This window comes from Gordonia soli NBRC 108243, assembly GCF_000334455.1.
Lineage (GTDB): Bacteria > Actinomycetota > Actinomycetes > Mycobacteriales > Mycobacteriaceae > Gordonia > Gordonia soli.
Genome location: NZ_BANX01000043.1, coordinates 1 through 13889 on the forward strand (window position 1 = coordinate 1; position 13889 = coordinate 13889).

General features: G+C 67.9%; 12 protein-coding genes. 6 read left to right on the top strand and 6 right to left on the bottom strand.

Annotated features, from left to right (window positions below; genetic code table 11):
* Positions 1–24: 24 nt before the first annotated feature.
* Complete coding sequence (locus GS4_RS23455; protein WP_007625297.1) at positions 25–1278, bottom strand: MFS transporter; 1254 nt, start codon at positions 1276–1278, stop codon at positions 25–27.
* A gap of 56 nt (positions 1279–1334) precedes the next feature.
* Between GS4_RS23455 and GS4_RS23460 the strand changes: the two genes are divergently transcribed.
* Positions 1335–1532 carry a hypothetical protein gene (locus GS4_RS23460; RefSeq protein ID WP_007625299.1) on the top strand — a complete coding sequence of 66 codons (198 nt, stop codon included), beginning with the start codon at positions 1335–1337 and terminating at the stop codon, positions 1530–1532.
* On the opposite strand, the gene GS4_RS23465 is transcribed toward GS4_RS23460, so the two are convergent.
* Positions 1522–2112: a TetR/AcrR family transcriptional regulator gene (locus GS4_RS23465; protein ID WP_007625301.1), complete on the bottom strand. Its 591-nt coding sequence runs from the start codon at positions 2110–2112 to the stop codon at positions 1522–1524. The two genes, GS4_RS23460 and GS4_RS23465, sit on opposite strands and share 11 nt — an antisense overlap.
* A 130-nt stretch (positions 2113–2242) precedes the next feature.
* Between GS4_RS23465 and GS4_RS23470 the strand changes: the two genes are divergently transcribed.
* From GS4_RS23470 to GS4_RS23480, 3 genes are all read left to right on the top strand, one after another.
* Positions 2243–3097 carry an alpha/beta fold hydrolase gene (locus GS4_RS23470; RefSeq protein ID WP_007625303.1) on the top strand — a complete coding sequence of 285 codons (855 nt, stop codon included), beginning with the start codon at positions 2243–2245 and terminating at the stop codon, positions 3095–3097.
* A gap of 268 nt (positions 3098–3365) precedes the next feature.
* Positions 3366–3698, top strand: coding sequence for a TetR-like C-terminal domain-containing protein (locus GS4_RS23475; RefSeq protein ID WP_157226745.1), 333 nt, complete (start codon positions 3366–3368; stop codon positions 3696–3698).
* Between the two features lie 157 nt (positions 3699–3855).
* Positions 3856–5103, top strand: coding sequence for an acid phosphatase (locus tag GS4_RS23480; RefSeq protein WP_007625307.1), 1248 nt, complete (start codon positions 3856–3858; stop codon positions 5101–5103).
* On the opposite strand, the gene GS4_RS23485 is transcribed toward GS4_RS23480, so the two are convergent.
* Together GS4_RS23485 and GS4_RS23490 are read right to left on the bottom strand one after the other, a co-directional pair.
* Positions 5104–6189 (bottom strand): NAD(P)H-dependent amine dehydrogenase family protein, encoded by a 1086-nt coding sequence (locus GS4_RS23485; protein ID WP_007625308.1) that lies wholly within the window; start codon positions 6187–6189, stop codon positions 5104–5106.
* A 16-nt stretch (positions 6190–6205) separates the two neighbouring features.
* Positions 6206–7255 carry a Rieske 2Fe-2S domain-containing protein gene (locus tag GS4_RS23490; protein ID WP_007625310.1) on the bottom strand — a complete coding sequence of 350 codons (1050 nt, stop codon included), beginning with the start codon at positions 7253–7255 and terminating at the stop codon, positions 6206–6208.
* Between the two features lie 126 nt (positions 7256–7381).
* Here GS4_RS23490 and GS4_RS23495 point away from each other — a divergent pair, with 126 nt between their 5' ends.
* Positions 7382–8008 carry a TetR/AcrR family transcriptional regulator gene (locus tag GS4_RS23495; RefSeq protein ID WP_007625313.1) on the top strand — a complete coding sequence of 209 codons (627 nt, stop codon included), beginning with the start codon at positions 7382–7384 and terminating at the stop codon, positions 8006–8008.
* On the opposite strand, the gene GS4_RS23500 is transcribed toward GS4_RS23495, so the two are convergent.
* Positions 7974–9845: an ABC transporter ATP-binding protein gene (locus GS4_RS23500; protein ID WP_007625314.1), complete on the bottom strand. Its 1872-nt coding sequence runs from the start codon at positions 9843–9845 to the stop codon at positions 7974–7976. The two genes, GS4_RS23495 and GS4_RS23500, sit on opposite strands and share 35 nt — an antisense overlap.
* Complete coding sequence (locus GS4_RS23505; RefSeq protein WP_007625316.1) at positions 9842–11647, bottom strand: ABC transporter transmembrane domain-containing protein; 1806 nt, start codon at positions 11645–11647, stop codon at positions 9842–9844. Before GS4_RS23505 ends, GS4_RS23500 begins: the two co-directional genes overlap by 4 nt.
* Before the next feature lie 296 nt (positions 11648–11943).
* On the opposite strand from GS4_RS23505, the gene GS4_RS23510 reads away from it, so the two are divergent.
* Positions 11944–13878 carry a sigma-70 family RNA polymerase sigma factor gene (locus tag GS4_RS23510; protein WP_007625318.1) on the top strand — a complete coding sequence of 645 codons (1935 nt, stop codon included), beginning with the start codon at positions 11944–11946 and terminating at the stop codon, positions 13876–13878.
* Positions 13879–13889: the final 11 nt, after the last annotated feature.

The following is a 13889-nucleotide window of genomic DNA, read 5'->3' on the forward strand; positions in this document are numbered from 1 at the left end:
ACACTGACCGCGAAGGACCCGTTCTCACGCCCGAGCAGAAACCGCCGCAGGCGACGCCAACACCTCGCGCAACCCGACCGGCCCGACGCCGCGATCGAGCGCGATGATCAGCACCGCGCAGCCGATGCCCGACAACACCAGGCTCGTGCCGAACACTGCCGGCCAGCCGAGGAAGTCGCCGATCACGCCACCCACCATCCCCGCGGCGCCCTGCACCACGACGATCGCGCACGCCATCAACGTGTAATCGCTTCCCGCGAACTCCTTCTCGGACGCATCCATCATCAACGCGAACACGACGACGGTGGCCGCACCCCCGAGCACGTGCTCCGCGAGGCTCGCGGTGACGATGAGCGGGAAGCCACCGACACCCATCGCCGACAGGAGGTAGAGCGCGAGACCGGTTGTCTGCGTGATCCCTCCGATCAGCAGGGCACGACGTCGCCCGTACCGGAACGCCATCCACCCGCCCAGCGCCGCACCGACCAACGCTCCCGCCGATGACAGCGCACCTTTGATCAACGCGATCTGCCCGAGCGTCAGCCCGGCGTCCGACATGTACGGACCGACGAGCGCCGAGCCCATCGAATCACCGAATTTGAATCCGCCGATCAACAGGATGAACAGGAGCACCCCGGGGCGGCGCAGGCGACTCCACCACGTGGTCAGCATCCGGACCGCACCGCGCCGCGGCCGCCGCGGACCGGGATCAGGCTCTCGTAGCCACCAGACCGGCACGGTGGTCAGCAGCACGAGAACGGCCATCGCGACGAACAACAGCCGCCATCCCGCGATCGAGAACAGCCACAGCAGCGCCCCGCCACCGACGATCATCCCGACGCGATACGCGCCGACCTGAATCCCGTTGCCCAGTCCACGTTGTCGAGGCCCCAACATGGTGACCGCGAGTCCGTCGGTGGCGACGTCCTGGGTCGCGGCGAAGAGGTTGATCACCGCGATGCCGATGAAGAGCCACCGCAGGGTGCCGGACAGGTCGAGTGTCGCCAGCACGAGCGCCACCGCCGCAGTGGCGAGTTGGGCACTCAGCAGCCAGCGTCGTCGGGTGCCGTACCGGTCGACGTACGGCGCCCACAGGAACTTCAGCGCCCACGGCAAGAAGAGCACGCCCGATGCGCTGATCGTGACGAGCGAGAAGCCCGACTCCCGTAGCACGACGGGCAAGGCCTGGGTGAAGAACCCGAACGGGAGGCCCTGCGCGAAATAGAGCGCCGACAAGACCACAACCGTGCCCGCGGACAGCGCGGCCGGACGGGTCATGCCGCCATGATCGCACGGCTGCGGGGCGCGCCCCGCGCCCGTGGTCTACTGACCACATGAACTCGTCGGCGGCACTCATGACGCTGGGCATCGCGCTCTATTCGGCTGCGATCCTGATCAGCATCCTCGTGGGGGTCAACGCCGCGGTCCGGAAGCGTCGACGTCTGGCGATCACACTCGCGGTGGTCGTAACCGTGCTGGTGATCGCCGGCGTGGTCGTCGCGATCCTGTCCAGCACCCACGCTATCTCCTGAGCGCCTCCGCCCTCGCCACCAACGATCGCCCGGCCGCGAGCAACGGCTCCGGATCACGCAACGCCCGCGCGAGAATGAACGCCCCTTCCAGCGAGGTCAGGACGGCGATCGCAAGCTCCCGAGCGAGTTCGGGATCGTCGACGATCCGGCGACACCACACCGACAAGCCGTCGATCCAGGCGATGAAGACGTCTGCAGTGGCGCCCCGTAACACCTCGTCGGTGCTGGCGACCTCCAGTGCCAGTGTCGCGATCGGACAGGCGTCCGCGTAATCGGTGGACGCGAGATCTTCCGCGGCAGCAACGAATGCGGCACCCAGTGATTCCACCGGATCCTCGGCGCCATGCTCCAGCAGGGTGAGCACCATTGCGCCGTACGCGGCGCCTCCGACCCGCACCGACTCCTCGGCCAGCGCCCGCTTGTCGGCGAAGAAATGATAGATCGACCCCACCCGGACGTCCGACTCCCCCGCGATCTGCGCCAGGCCGGTCCCGGCGTAACCCTGTCTCCGGAACAGGGTTTCGGCCGTCGCCATGATCCGGGTACGTGTCTCGGCGCCCCGACTGTTCGAACCGACCATCACCGCTCCTCTGCCATTCGGCGACCTCTTCCATCGCGTCGGATGCCATGGTAGACCTGATTTGAACGATCACTCAAATGAGCGATTGCCCGCCGGACGATCCCTCGCCGAGTTTCCGAGGAGGAACGCGATGCCCACGATCGACCTACCCGCCGGACCCATCGAGTACGTCGACACCGGAGGCGACGGACCGGTTCTCGTGTTCACCCACGGGTTCCCGATGAATCACCTCCAATGGCGCAAGGTGGTGCCGCTGTTGGGCGGCGTCCGCTGCATCCTGCCGACCCTCCCGATGGGCGCCCACCGCACACCGATGAAGCCCGGGACCGACCTCACCCACAAGGGCCAGGCGGCGATCATCGCGGATCTGCTCGAAGCGCTCGACCTCCACGACGTGACACTCGTGATGAACGACTGGGGCGGAGCGCAGGTGATCGTCGCGATCGATCGCACCGAACGCCTCGGGGCGATGGTCATGATCGCCTGCGAGGCCTTCGACAACTTCCCACCGCCGCAGACCACACCCGCGCAACTACTGCTTCGCACGCCGGGCGGCCCGTGGCTGCTGATGCAACTGCTCCGAACCCGGTTCTTCCGCCACAGCCGACAGGCCTGGGGCGCGGTGTGCAACAGTCGCATTCCCGACGACGTTCTCGATGAGTGGTTCACCCCGGCACGACAGGACTCCGCCATCCGGCGTGACTTGAAGTCGTTCGCTCTCGGCACGCCCAACAGGGCGGTGCTGCTCGCGTACAGCGAGTCGCTGCGGACCTTCGACCGTCCAGCACTCGTGGTCTGGGCTCTCGACGACGTGATGATGCCGCGCGAGCACGGTCGCCGACTGGCCGAGATCCTGCCGCAGGGACGACTCGTCGAGGTCGCCGACTCGGGAACGCTGATCCCCGAGGATCAGCCCGAGGAACTCGCCCGCATCCTGCTGGAATTCGTCGCGGCCACGACGCGGCGGCCGGCCACCGAGGCCTGATCGCCCTCTCCTCGCACATTCCCGCTAATACTGCCGCCACTCGCGGCCCGGGACGTCCACCCGGGAACCGGAGAGCCGAACTCTGCACGGTGGCACTCGCGGTGCTGGTGCTGTCGGTGTCGAAGGACTGAGTCTCGGCGAGGTCGCCCGCCGGGACGGAATCCGAACCCCCCCCAGTCTGTACAAGCACTTCGCCGACGAGAGCGACCTCGAACTCGCGCTGGTCCACCTCGGGCTCGTCGACTTCGCGACCCAGATGCATGCAGCGGTGGCACAGGCCGGGCCCGACCGCAGGGCACGGCTCGAAGCCTTCGTCGAGACCTACCGACGCACTGCGGCGGCCGCGCCCCATCTGTATCGACTGATGAACGATCGGCCGCTCCCCCGCGACCGACTGCCCGACGGCGTGGAGGCCGCTGCGATGGCCGACTATGTCGCGACGATTGGTGACATCGACCTCGCTCGCACCGGGTGGGCATGGGCGCATGGACTGGTGAGCCTCGAACTCGCCGGACGCTTTCCCGACGACGCCGACCTCGACGCCGGATGGGCCATCCTCGTCGACACCCTCGACACCCGAGCAGCAGCGCCGGAACGCTGACCCTCCGGCCCGACCGGTTTGGGCCGAATGTCGTTTCCCGACACAACCGTCGGCCAGTGTTCACCTTCCCGACCCCTCGAGTTCGCCGATCACGCCGGCAGTTCGCGTGTGCTGAGTTCCGGTCTGGCGGCGCCGTGTCGCCCGGGTAGGAGGGGTCGTGTTCGGACGGTCAGCACCACAGCGCACCACGCACAACGGATCGGTCGCCGCGAGAGGGCGCACAGTGGGATTCGCCGACTCCGCGCTTCGGAGCGCGGCAGCGATGGCGCTTGTCGGCGCGGTGCTCGCAGGCACCCTCCTCGGCTCGTCGCCGGTGGCTGCTGCGCCTCTCACCACGGCTCCACCCACGGTTGCCGCGTGCACATTCGCACCGACAACGGTCCCGGCACAGTCGGGATTCGGTACCGCGGAGACCACCTCACCGTTCAGCACACCCGCGCCCGCCGACCACATCGGCATCCTGCGCGCGTTCAGCAGTGCATCACCAGTCGTGAAACAGCTCAATCTGGCCGAGACCGTGGGCATCAATCAGACCGCTTCGACAGCAGATGCCCGCAAGGCGGTCGACGACAACTACGGCATCGAAGGCCCGGCCATCTTCGATGGTCTGGGTTCCCGACTCGCGCCGGCCTTCTCCGCCGCGCTGCGGGCAGGCCAGCTGCCCAAGACCTCGGCCCTGCTCTTCGGCGACGACGCGATCATCGGCAAGCGGGTGGGCACCTCGAAGGAGAAGAAGCACTTCGCCAATCCGCGGCCGTTCGAGGTCGCACCGCAACTGATCCATCGCTACTCCGACTCGCGCCCCGACCTGTACGAAGAGGTACGCGGAAGCGGCTCCTACCCGTCGGGCCACACCACGTGGGGATACACCCAGGCCTTTCTGATCGCCGCGCTGCTTCCCGAGATCGGCCCGCAGGTCCTGGCCCGCGGCGCCGAGTACGGTTTCCATCGCGTCGTTCTCGGCGTGCACTACCCGCTGGACGTGGTCGGCGGTCGTATCTTTGCGCAGGCGGTCTCCTCGGAACTGCTGGGTGACAGCCGATTCCAGGGACTTTTCGGCGAGGCACGGACCGAGCTCCGCACGGTGCTCGCCGCCCGCGCCGGTGGGCCGATCGCGAGGATCGTCGCCTGCCAGCAGCCCTGGTCGCCGACCGCGGCCGCACTAACGTCCTACCGAGAGCGGGCCACCTACGCCTTCCCGACCACCGGCGCCACCGATCGAGCACCTCAGATCCCGGCCGGTGCCGAGAACCTGATCCGCGCTGCACATCCGGGCCTGTCGACCGCGGCGTTGCGGAACATTCTCGCCCGCACCGCGCTTCCGTCCGGACACCCGCTCGATCTCACCGGCCCCGGTGGCGGCTGGGAGCGTCTGGACATCGCCCGCGCGTGGGTGACGCGCTAGTCACACCGCGAAGCGACCGGCGAAGGCTCGCAGCGGCAGATCCGCGCTGGTGATGATGCCGGGCGGCGCATCGACCACGGAGCGGATCGCGTTGAGGGCGGGCAGACCCGTGACGGTCATCCCGATGGATGCGAAGTTGGCGGGATCGGAGAGATCGAATCCCTTACGCGGGAAGATCATGTGCTTGTTGTAGATGTTCGGGTCCCCGGTGACCTGGGTGATGTAGCAGCCCTTGATGTCCCACGCCGGATCGGTGTGCGGCGTCATCTGCCATTCCAGATGTGACTCGATCCTCGGCACGCCGTCGACCACTCCTTGGTACTTGATGTAGTTGCCGCCGAGTGATCCTTTGGGCAGCTGGTACCAGCCGAGGTCGATGTCCTTGGTACACGCGCCGAGCTCGTAGGTGAAGACGACCTCGTCGAGTTCCAGACCGAAGGCGTCCGCCATCAGGTGAACGGAGTCGGCGAAGACGGCCGTGTACTTGTGCAGTGAGTCGGGGATGCCCGGATCGTCAACCGGTCGTCCGTATCCGACTGCCTCCCAGGTGTCGACCGAATGGTGACACGAGACATCCACCGACTCGATGACGGTGATGTTCTCGATCTCCGCGACATCGGCCGAGGACACGATGCCGAGGATCTGGTTCAGACCAGGGTTCATCCCCGTACCGTAGAAGGTCGAGCCGCCGCGCGCACATGCGTCGGCGATCACCTCGCTGACCCGACGTCCCGACGGGTGCGGATGATTGGCGTCCCGATGGTGTCCGGTGATCCAGTCGGCCGTCGTCACGACGTCGATTCCCGCCTCGAGAACCTTCTCGTACAACGCCTCGTCGGGGAACACCCCGTGAAACGTCAGCACGTCCGGATGTGCCGCCAGGATCTCGTCGACGGTCGCGGTCGCGATCACACCGACCGGGTCGACACCGACGATCTCCCCGGCATCCCGGCCGATCTTGTCGGGCGAATAGCAGTGCAGCCCGACCAGTTCCAGGTCGGGGTGCGCCTGGATGCGACCGATCATCTCGGTGCCGAGGTTGCCGGTGGCCACCTGGAAGACGCGGATGGGTGCAGATCTCGTCATGATCGAGCCTTTCGTGTCACCGCGGCGAAGCGGGCAGGATGGCACCGCTCTCGGGTTGCCGCGCGGGATCCGGCCCGGCCGGGCCGCCGTCCGGATAGAACTGCCGCGCCCAGTTCCGCAGGGCGGTGAAACCCTCGAATTCCTTCTGTGACAGCGCCGGTGGGTCGGAATAGCGCTGGTGCTCCCAGATGGCGATGTCGGCCGCGAACTGCTCGATCACCAGGTCTGCCATGGTCTTCCCGTAGCGGGTGAGCTCGGCGTCGTGCTCGCCGGGCTTCCGTCCGATCCAGACCGTGAAGCGGACGTCGGAGGTGTGTTCGTCGACCGGCGTCACGGCCGGCATGGTCCGGTTGTCGACCATGCCCCAGCTCTTGGTGATCGAGCAGCCGAGTCCGGCGTTGATGGATTCGACTCCGCTGGTGGCATCTTCGAGGGTCGCGCCCTCGTCGAAGGCGATCGTGAAGTCGACATACGACACCGGGCCGGCGAAGTCGTGCCGCGTGAACTCCGGCATGAACGGGGTCTTGTGGACGAACTTGAAGTGGGCGAAGTCGACGCCGTTCTCCATGATGTACTGCGGATGGATCTCCAGGCCACGCCGGAACAGGGTCGCCCCCGGCACGGGCGGGTAGTAGTCCGCTGCGGTCTTGTCGTCACCGAAGTCCGCGAACACGTCCGGCACCTCGAAGTGTGGCGGTTTGCCGTCGACGTCGAACCAGATCCACACCGCCTCATTGCGCTCGACGGTCGGGTAGGTGCCGATCCGACGCCCTCGGTTCGGGCGTTTCTCGTAGGGGATGCAGACGTTACGTCCCTCCTGGTTCCACTCCCAGCCGTGGAAAGGACAGACGAGATTCTCGCCATCCACGCGGCCCCCGTAACCCAGATGGGCTCCGAGGTGTTCGCAGTACGCGTCGAAGACGCTGAGCACACCTGCCGTCGAACGCCACGCCACCATCTCACGTCCGAAGTAGGTCATCCGATGGACGTCGCCGATCGCGATCTCGGCCGACCACGCGACCTGGAACCAACCGGTGGGTTCCATCGACAGCGGCGTACGCGCCATGTGGGACTCCTCGAGACGGATGCCGGGGCTGATGTGTCATGACGGTAGAAGGCTCTGTGAAAGATTGCAAGAGCCCACTGTGAAACTTCTCGACCTGCGGTCCGACCGGCGATCTACACTGACGCCATGAGCGAGCAGGTGACCACCACGCCCACCCGGCGCGCCAATCGCCGAGGGCTCGCGACGCGCGAGAGCATGATCACCGCGGCCATCACCTCGCTGGCGTCCGGTGACCCGGCGTCGGTGTCGGGGAATCGGATCGCACGCGACATCGGCGCGACCTGGGGCGTGGTGAAATACCAGTTCGGCGACATCGACGGGCTCTGGGCGGCGGTCTTACGCCACACCGCCGATCGGCGTGGCGATCTCCCCGCCACGGCGACCCCACGCGGCAGCATCCGCGAGCGGGTCACCGGGCTGGTGGATGCGATGTATCTCGGGCTGCGCACCCCGGAGGCCTTGGCGATCGAGACGCTGCGAGCCGCCCTCCCCCGCGACACCGCCGAGCTGGAACGCGACTTCCCGCTCACCGCAGCCGAACTCGCATCCTGGAAGCCGAACTGGGATCACGCGTGCGAGCGCGAGTTCGCCGACCTCGGGATCGATCCGGGGCGAATCCGGCAGATCGCCGCGCTGTTGCCGGCCGCGATGCGCGGCATCACCTCGGAACGCACATTGGGCACCTACGGCAACCTCGACGATGCACGCACCGGCCTGATCAACTCGATCGTGGCGTTCCTGGAACAGCCGTGACCCCCGGCTCGTCACCACCACGGTGACGCGTCCACGCCTGCCAGAGTCGGGCGTACCGCCCACCGGCGGCGACGAGCTCGGCATGCGTGCCTTGCTCGACGATGGCCCCACGCTCGAGCACCAGGACCCGGTCGGCCCGAGCGGCTTGCGAGAGTCGGTGCGCGACGATGAGCGCCGAGCGGCCCGCCAGCGCTGCATCTGCAGCCGCCTCGAGCACGTCGGCATCGGCACTGTCGGCGTCCGCGGTCGCCTCGTCCAACACCACCATCGACGGATCGAGCAGGATCAACCGGGCCAGCGCCAGTTGCTGGGAACGCATGGGTGTCAACACCATCCCGCCCGCGCCGACGACTGTGTCGACACCATCGGACAGGGTGTTCACCCATTCCGACGCCCCGACAGCCCTGAGGGCTTCGCGCAGCCGGGCATCGTCGGCGTCGGGTGCGGCCATCCGCAGGTCGTCGGCGATCCGACCGGCGAAGACGTGTACGTCCTGGGTGATGAGCGCAGGTCGCTCGCCGGAGCCTCCGTCGGGGGTGTCGGGGATCGGACGGCCGTCCAGCCGCACATCGCCGGCGGCCGGTGAGAGGATGCCGGCGACCAGGGACGCCAGGGTCGTCTTGCCCGCACCGGAGCTCCCGACGACGGCTACATGCTCACCGGCCGCTACACGCAGCGAGATGTCGTGCAGTACCCGGCCACCGCGGTCGTATCCGAAGCTCAGCCCAGACACCGTCAGTTCCCCCAGTCCGGCGATCTGGGCATCTACCGTCGGGATGTCGACGGTCGACGGTGCGTCCGTATCCGTCTCGGCCCCGTCGGCGAGATCGATCACGCCGACGATGCGTCCCAGTGACGCGATCGCCGACTGGACGTCGTCGATCACCATCAGCAGCGCACCGATCGGGTCGAACAGACGCAAGAACAGCAACATCGCGGTCGTCGTCGCACCGACCGTGGTCAGGTCGGCACCCACGAGGAGGAAGCCGACCACGACGATCGTTGCCATACCGAGGAATTCGGCCAGGTTGATCCTGCCGAAGAACCGGTTCTGCACGATCCGGGCGCGCATGGTCCACCGCACCACGCCCCACGACCCGAGCGCGATGCGTTGGCCGAGGACGTCGGCGAGGCCGAAGGCGCGGACGGAAGGCAGGCCGCGGATGGCCCCCAGGACATGGTGTGCACGGTCGGCCATGGCTGCCCGCTCCGCGGTGTAGACCGGCGGCGCGGTCCGCATGTACATCCGCACCGCGGCGATGTGTACCGGGAGCACCACCAGGATCACCACGCCGAACCGCCAGTCCAGCGCCAGCATCCCGACCGCGGTGAGCACCACGGCGAACACCGATCGCGAGAGTGCCGGAACCGCGCGGGCGATCGCCGCGCTGACCACACTCACGTCGTCGGTCGCGCGGGAGACGAGGTCTCCCGCACCGGCTTCTTCGACCCGCGACTGCGGGAGTCGAAGGGATGCGGTCACCATCGCCTCGCGGATCCGCGCCAGCAAGGTCTCGAAGAACTTGGCCGAGAGCGCCACCCCGAGTCCGGTGAGGGCGGCGCCGCCGATCGCTGCCACGCACATCACGGTCCCGAGCGCGAGAACGTCGCCGACATCGCCGCCCTCCCGGGCCGGTAGGTCGACGATGCGGCCGAAGCCCCAGGGTGCGACCAGACCCAACGCAGCCCCGACCGCCAACACGATCGCCACCACGACCAGATCACGTCGGCGACCACGCATGAGGGTGCCCAGTCGGGCGACGACCGTCGGGCCGTCGGCGACGGGGAGCCGCGCAGAGCCGGATCTCTCTGTAGGGGCCACGGATCCGCGAGTCATCGGTCCACCTCCGCGGCTGCGCCGACGGACGAGTACTGCGACACCGCCGCACCGTTGCGCGTCCGCACCTCTCCGTCGACCGAGATCGACACGATCGTGTCGGCCACCGCCATCAACGACGGCGAGTGTGTGAAGACCACCGTCGACCGGCCCGAACGAGCCGTCGCCAGCCGCTCGGCGATCACGGTCTCGGTCACCGAGTCGACCGCATTCGTCGGATCGACCAGCACCAGGGTCGACGTCTCGGCGGCAAGGGCGCGGGCAAGTGCCACCCGCTGACGTTGACCGCCGGACAACAGCTTTCCCGCCTCACCGACCGACGTGTCCAGACCGTCGGGCAACACGTCGATGACGTCCTCGCACACCGAGGCGAACAGCGCTCGTGTGAGGCGATCCTCGCGGTCGTCGGCATCATCGGGGATCGCCGCGGCGACGTTGTCCTCCACCGACCCCTCGAACAGTGCGCCGTCATGGGGTGCGACGCGGATCGTCCGCAGCGCCGATGCCTCGTCGAGATCGAAGAGGTCGGTGCCGCCGACTCGCAACGATCCGTTCTCGGGTTCGTGCGATCGCGAGAGGATCGACACCAGGTCGGTACGCGTCTCCGCGTCGGTGACCAACACCGTCACACCGGATTCCGGCAGATCGATGGAGACCCTGCCCGAGCCGACGGGCACACCGTCGACGACGACAGGTCCGGCGGCGAAGGGAGCGGGCACCTCGGCCGGAGCCCGGACGGCCGGCGGTGCCTGCAAGATCGACAGCACCCGCTTGGAGGAGGCGAGTGCGGTCACCCAGATCTGACCGAAGTTGGTGGCGAGGGCGCTCATCGGCGCCATGATGAACTGCGTCAAGCCGACCACGGTGATGAGCTCACCGACGGTGAGAGCGCCGCGCACCGTCTGCACGCCGGCCGCGACACCGACGCACACGACGAACAGTGCCGTGATGGCTTCCATCGCACCCAGGTACGTCCCCTGGGACCGGCGGGCCGCGACCACCGCGGTCAGCGCCCGACCACTGGCATCGCGATACCGACGGGCGGCCTCGGCTTCTGCGCCGATTCCCTTGATGACTCGGAACCCGGCGACGAGATCGGCAGCAGAGCCTGCCGCCTCACCCGCGAGTTGTTGCTCGTTCTCGCTGCGGGCTCGGAGTGGTCCACCCGCACGGTCCAGCACCCACAGGATGGCGGGAGCCCCGAGCAGTACGACCACTCCCAGCGGCCACGAGATCCACAACAGGACGACGCCGCAGAGGATCACGGCCGCGATCTGGCCCAGCGGGTAGATGGCCGCGGCGACCCCGGTGGCGAGTCGCGTCACGTCGGCGGTGGCGATGTTCAGCGCCATCCCGGGTGTGTGCCCGAGTCCACTCATCCCGCGCGGTGCCAGGATGCGTTCGGTGACGCGTGTCCGGAGCTCGTGCTGGATGCTCTGCATTCCGAGAAAGCCGATGCGCGAACCGAAGCGGAAGCAGAACGACAACATACCGAACACGAGGCCGAGCACTGCGATCCAGCCGATCGTCGCCGTCGCATCGCCCGTGGCCACACCCCGGTCGATCGCCAGGCCCATCACGATCGGCACCAAGGCCTCACCCACCTGGTGTCCGATGACCAAGAAGCTGGCCGGCACGGTGCGACGCGGATCGGCGAACATCGTCCGCAGCACCAACTGCCGCGGTGTCGTGTGTTCGTCGATCTTCATCGCGATGCGTCCGTGTGGTTCCGGTGGCGCCTCGAACCACACCGGGAGCCTTCCCCGCCAGGCGGTCGTCGGCGACGGATCCGTTTCGGTCATCGGGTTCCTCTCTCGAACTCCACAGACGAGCGAATCAAATTAGCCTATTCCATGATGACCCAGTTCGGTAGTGCGCTCTGGAGCGCGGGCGTGGGGTCGAGGGCATCACGACCTTCTGCCCGCCGACCACGCCATGGACCGACGGTGTCCGACCCACTGTCAACGACCTGTCCATCGACAGGTCGTTCACATGCGACAGCCAGGTCCTCAAGCCCTGGGCCGATGGCGGAAATAGGCTATCCTGGACGCGATTTTCGACTTCCGTAACCGAGTTCGCCTGAGGACAGCCCGTCACGATGACTTCGAATCCCGCCCGGGAACTGGGCGTGCGTCCGTGGCTCGACGTGCTCCCGTGGCTGGGCGACTATCGCGACGGACCGCCGATACTCGCGCCCGACGAGGTCATCGTCAACTCGTGGATCCACCGATCGCCCGCCGACACCCTCACCGACACGAACATCGCCGACTTCTGTTCGTTGCTCGCCGAGCGGTACGTCGCCGATCGCCCCGGATGCCCGCTCGCCGACGACTTCCCGGGGATCGACCCCGCGGTGCCGCTGGACGGACTCCCGGTGAGCGCGTCGGTCCGCAGACGGCTGTCGGGTAACGGCATCCACATCCTGCAAGACCTCATCGCCGGATCGGTCGGTGATCTGCTGGCGCGTCCCCGCATCGGCACCGCCGCTGCGGTGGAGGTCGCCGCAGCGCTGGTCGGGGTCGCGGCCCACACCGCGACCGCGAGCACTGCCGAGGCGGCAACCACCACCGGCGATCACGGCGATGTCGAGAGCTTCGCTGCCGCACTGACCGATCGCGACCGGCTCGTGCTCCGCGAGCGAATCCTGTCCTCGCGACCACGGACCCAGACCGAACTGGCCGGGATGATCGGGACGTCCCGGGAGCGGGTGACCCAGATGGATCGCGGCATCCGCCGTCGGCTCGTCGAGTTGATCGACGGTTCGCCCCATCTGCGCGCCCTCCGTGCCGACATCGACGGACATGCCCACCCGGTCGTCGACGCCGACGACCTCGTCGCGGATGATCCGGACCTGGGAAAGACGGTCGCGTCGCTCGATGTGCCGACGTGGCGCCTGGTGGCCGCCGGCTCCGTGGGATTGCACGCGGTCGACGATTGGATCGTGCGCGGGTCGATGAAAGAGGTGACCACACAAACCCGTTCGTCGGTCGACGAGGCCGCGACCCCGGAAGGTGTGGCCCCGGTTCCGGTGGTCGCCGACTCCCTGAACCTCACCACCGACGCCGCGCGGCGATGGCTGCAGCGCAGCGGATACGCTGTCGTGGCCGACCACGCAGTACCCTCGTCCGCGTCAACCGGGGATCTGGTCGCAGGCGTCCTGGCGATCGCCGGCGAGCCGCGTACATTCGACGAGATCCTCGGTGCACTACTGGAGTTCCCGCGTGCGCCGTCGAGTGTCCGCAATGCACTCGTCACCGATGAACGGATCGTCAAGACGGATCGCCACACCTACGGCCTCCGCCGATGGGGCCTCCAGCGGTACGTGCCCGTCCACCGCCAGATCGATCGCATCCTCGCGGCAGCGGACGGCCCGGTTCCCATCGCCGACATGATCGCCACGATCCGGGGCGACTACGACGTCACCGAGTCGAGTATCCGGGCGTACGCGAGTGCGGGCGAGTTCATCACGCGCGATGAGATGGTGTCACGGAGAGAACGGCCTTACGCACCGCGCAAGACCCCGACGCGGACCCGCGGCCTCTATCGCGACGGGGAGTCGACGCACTGGGCGACCACGATCACCGCGGCGCACATCAAGGGTTCGGCATTCAACATCCCGTCGGCGCTGGCGAGCATCATCGGCGTCGCTCCCGGCTCACCGGTCCGCATCCCATCCGACCATGGGCCACAGTCGTTCATGTGGGTGTCGGTGCAGGCGCGGTCGGGCACGATCAAACGGTTCGTCACCGACCTCGGTCTCGCCGAAGGGGATCCGGTCTTCCTGGACTTCAGCCCTCAGGGATTCGGCGTCCGGCGCGACACCTCGGCCCGCGCCACCACGCCGGCAGCCCGGATCGTCGAGTCGATCGGCCGCTCCCCCGGTCGCCGACGACCGGCCCCCGAGGCGCTGCGCGCGATCCTGACCGACGCCCTCTGGCTCCCGCCCGATTCGGCGTCGGAGCTCACCGTCGCGACGCTGCGTCGGCGCCGAGAGAACGACCTCGCCGACCTGGTGCAACAGACCGTCGGCTGATCCGACGCGTC

Bases quoted from the DNA above. Each gene is read 5' to 3' on its own strand.
- GS4_RS23455 (WP_007625297.1), bottom strand. From the start codon at position 1,278: ATGACCCGTCCGGCCGCGCTGTCCGCGGGCACGGTTGTGGTCTTGTCG.
- GS4_RS23460 (WP_007625299.1), top strand. From the start codon at position 1,335: ATGAACTCGTCGGCGGCACTCATGACGCTGGGCATCGCGCTCTATTCG.
- GS4_RS23465 (WP_007625301.1), bottom strand. From the start codon at position 2,112: ATGGTCGGTTCGAACAGTCGGGGCGCCGAGACACGTACCCGGATCATG.
- GS4_RS23470 (WP_007625303.1), top strand. From the start codon at position 2,243: ATGCCCACGATCGACCTACCCGCCGGACCCATCGAGTACGTCGACACC.
- GS4_RS23485 (WP_007625308.1), bottom strand. From the start codon at position 6,189: ATGACGAGATCTGCACCCATCCGCGTCTTCCAGGTGGCCACCGGCAAC.
- GS4_RS23490 (WP_007625310.1), bottom strand. From the start codon at position 7,255: ATGGCGCGTACGCCGCTGTCGATGGAACCCACCGGTTGGTTCCAGGTC.
- GS4_RS23495 (WP_007625313.1), top strand. From the start codon at position 7,382: ATGAGCGAGCAGGTGACCACCACGCCCACCCGGCGCGCCAATCGCCGA.
- GS4_RS23500 (WP_007625314.1), bottom strand. From the start codon at position 9,845: ATGACTCGCGGATCCGTGGCCCCTACAGAGAGATCCGGCTCTGCGCGG.
- GS4_RS23505 (WP_007625316.1), bottom strand. From the start codon at position 11,647: ATGACCGAAACGGATCCGTCGCCGACGACCGCCTGGCGGGGAAGGCTC.
- GS4_RS23510 (WP_007625318.1), top strand. From the start codon at position 11,944: ATGACTTCGAATCCCGCCCGGGAACTGGGCGTGCGTCCGTGGCTCGAC.